General features: G+C 44.7%; 3 protein-coding genes. 2 read left to right on the top strand and 1 reads right to left on the bottom strand.

The window, feature by feature from the left end; translation table 11 throughout:
• The coding region (locus ACEW8S_RS15225) for an ATP-binding protein (RefSeq protein WP_373518982.1) at positions 1–389 on the top strand (389 nt) is incomplete at its 5' end.
• Between the two features lie 145 nt (positions 390–534).
• Here the strand turns inward: ACEW8S_RS15225 and ACEW8S_RS15230 are convergent.
• Complete coding sequence (locus ACEW8S_RS15230; protein ID WP_373518983.1) at positions 535–672, bottom strand: hypothetical protein; 138 nt, start codon at positions 670–672, stop codon at positions 535–537.
• A 409-nt stretch (positions 673–1,081) separates the two neighbouring features.
• Here ACEW8S_RS15230 and ACEW8S_RS15235 point away from each other — a divergent pair.
• The coding region (locus ACEW8S_RS15235) for an alpha/beta hydrolase-fold protein (protein WP_373518984.1) at positions 1,082–2,803 on the top strand (1,722 nt) is incomplete at its 3' end.

Consider the following 2,803-nt stretch of genomic DNA (forward strand, 5'->3'; position numbering starts at 1 on the left):
TGAATGTTGAATTTAAGGTAGATTTTTCGGGTATGGAAAGCATACAGCATAATGCTGCGTATATGGAGAGTATTTTCCTCAATCTCATTACCAATTCCATTAAATATGCCAGACCCGATGTTCCGCCTGTTATCTCAATAATTGCGGACCAACGAAATGATACTAAAACACTGACGTATTCTGACAATGGTCTTGGCTTTGATATGGCTAAAGTCGGACATCTTATCTTTAATTTGAACCAAAAATTTCATGGTAATAAAGATAGCAAAGGGGTTGGGCTATATTTGGTACATAATCATGTAACCAGTCTTGGAGGAAGTATCTCAGTAGACAGTTCGGTCAACGAAGGAAGTACTTTTACGATTAATTTCAAAAGCATCTTTCCATGATGAGCCATTAAATACCATGATATCTTTAGGGATCTGGGCAATGCCACACTTCCGACGGCAAGAAATGTTTTACACCATCGAATATACGACAACCTATCGGGGAGGGCGTCACTGCTATCTCAAATGACGACCCTTGACCGAAGTTTTAAAAAGGCTTTTCTGGCGCAATTATTCCAGTAATTACCGTATCTCCCGGTTTTATAATCTCAATATCGTTGCTATCGTCGATAGTGCAGCTGCCCATGGCAATTATCGTTGCGAAAATTAGGGTGAAGTATGCCATTTTTTTCACTGTATCAGGCTTTTGTAATAGTTAGGTTTTTCCTATCTGTAACGTTGAAAAACCGATTTCCTTGTCCGTTTTCCAAAATCTTGGCAAATAACCACAGCTTCTCCTGCAATTCCCTTTATTTTTGCGGCTTTCAAAAAGTCGATGTCCGCCAAATGAGCGGGTTTGCCAAAAGTATGTTGGATTCCGGTTCCTGGACCATCCCTTTTTTTAGTATGGTGGTTCTGCTTTTCCACTTTTGGCTCGTATCGGTGGTTGGGTTATTTTGGACTGGCATTTTCAGTGTTCCTGGCCTTGGCGTCCGTTAGGACGAATAATCCGCAATACCATTTCGCTCAGAGGGATAAAAGTGCTGTTTGTTAATTGGATTGAAATCCCTACCTTTTCATCAAATAACCTAACCATGAAAAAACTACTTTTTAGCATGGCCATTTTGTTTTTCAGTGGGATGGCCATGGCGCAGAACACTTCGGAATTTGCCATAAAAGTATTCTTTACGGAAGCTACCAGTGCTGAAAAAATGGATGGTCGCCTCCTTTTAATGCTATCCACAGACGATAAAAAAGAACCGCGTTTTCAGATTGGCGACGGACTAGAGACCCAACTTATTTTTGGAATGAACGTTGAACGAATGTCTTCGGGAGAAACCAAGACCTTTGACGAGACCATTTTCGGCTATCCTTACCCGAGTCTGTCCGATATACCCGCTGGGGAATATAACGTGCAAGCGCTGCTGCATGTTTATGAAACCTTCGATCTTTCCACCGGGCAGACCGTAAAACTCCCCATGGATAATGGTGAGGGGCAGCAATGGAACACATCCCCCGGAAACTTGTACAGCACCCCTTTTAAGATTTCGGTTACGGAAAAGGGTGTCGACAATGTAACCGTGGCAATGGACCAGGTCATTCCGCCCATTGAAGAACCAAAGGATAGGGAATGGATAAAACATATCAAAATAAAGTCTGAAAAGCTATCGGAATTTTGGGGAAGGGATATGTATTTGGGAGCCCATGTTCTTTTGCCCAAGGGATTTGAGGAGCATCCCGAGGCCAATTATCCGCTGATGGTATTTCAAGGCCATTTTCCTTCGGATTTCGGGGGATTTAGAACGACCCCGCCCGACCCCGATCTGAAACCGGAATATTCCGAACGTTTCGACCTTGAAGGTTATAATATCATCGAACAACAGGAGGCCTACGATTTTTACAAACTTTGGAACGAACCCGATTTTCCACGGATGTTGATTATTGAAATTCAGCATCCTACGCCTTATTATGACGATTCCTATGCGGTTAACTCCGCAAGTCAAGGGCCTTGGGGCGATGCGATCACCTACGAACTGATCCCGTATATCGAAAAGGAATTCCGGGGTATCGGCGAAGGCTGGTCCCGATTTCTATATGGCGGTTCTACGGGCGGTTGGGAAGCCCTTGCGGTACAGGTCAAATATCCAGAAGAATATAACGGCTGTTTCGCCGCGTGCCCAGACCCCATCGATTTCAGGGCGTACTGCCTGACCGATATCTATTCCGATAAAAATGCGTACTACTATGAAAGCGAGCATAAAAAACTGGAAGTCCCCAGCCATCGGGATAATTTGGGCCAGATACAGTCCACTTTACGACAGGGCAATCATTTAGAACTGGTCTTAGGCGATAAAAGCCGTTCGGGCCAGCAATGGGATATCTGGGAAGCGACCTATTCCCCACAGGGGCAAGACGGTTATCCGGCCCGGATTTGGGATAAAATGACTGGCGATATCGATCAAAACGTAGCCGAATACTGGAAAGAGAACTATGACCTACGCTATATTCTCGAACGGGATTGGGCCAAGCTGGGCGACAACCTCAAAGGAAAAATTCATATCTATTGTGGCGATATGGACAATTACTACTTAAACAACGCGGTATATTTAATGGAAGATTTTCTCGAAAGTACGAACGATCCCTATTACGGAGGCGAAGTCTTGTACGGCGACCGCGCCGAGCACTGCTGGAACGGCGACCCCGACCAGCCTAACGCCATCACTAGACTGCGTTATAATACGATGTACGTTCCCAAGATTATGAAACGGATTGCCGATAGTGCTCCCAAAGGGGCCGATTTGACCAGTTGGCGGTAC

The organism is Pricia sp., from assembly GCF_041745955.1.
Taxonomy (GTDB): Bacteria; Bacteroidota; Bacteroidia; order Flavobacteriales; family Flavobacteriaceae; genus Pricia.